The following is a 460-nucleotide window of genomic DNA, read 5'->3' as shown; positions in this document are numbered from 1 at the left end:
TCAACAATACGGTCAACAGAACGTATTCCCCGCATATTTGCATAGGTAACTACAGCATACATCATAATTGGGTTGTACCCGGTTCTTCCCTTATCTGAACAATTGGCTAACAAGCCAGAAAAACCCAATTCCTCCATCACTTTTTTCAGGGTATAGACTGGATCGTCGTCAGGTAAACTCAATTCGAAGAAACTAAAGTTAATTTTCTGTTGCCCAAACTCAAAAATCGTTATAATAATTAGTTGTTAGCATAGTTACATTATAACATATAACGGAGAGAAAGATGGTTGTCGTTAGCCATCTTTTTTTCTTTTTCAGATAAATTCAGGGAGGGTATGACTCGTTGTGAGTCATACCCTCCCTGCTTTAGAACTATCTATTTCCCGACAGACAATCATGAGAAAATCTCACCACAATAAATGAAAACTGGATACTAGCTATACGTTATGTAGTGGTATAC

Source organism: Blautia sp. 1001283B150304_161114_C9, assembly GCF_015668165.1.
Classification (GTDB): domain Bacteria; phylum Bacillota; class Clostridia; order Lachnospirales; family Lachnospiraceae; genus Blautia_A; species Blautia_A wexlerae.
Note: the sequence above shows the minus strand (reverse complement) of the source record.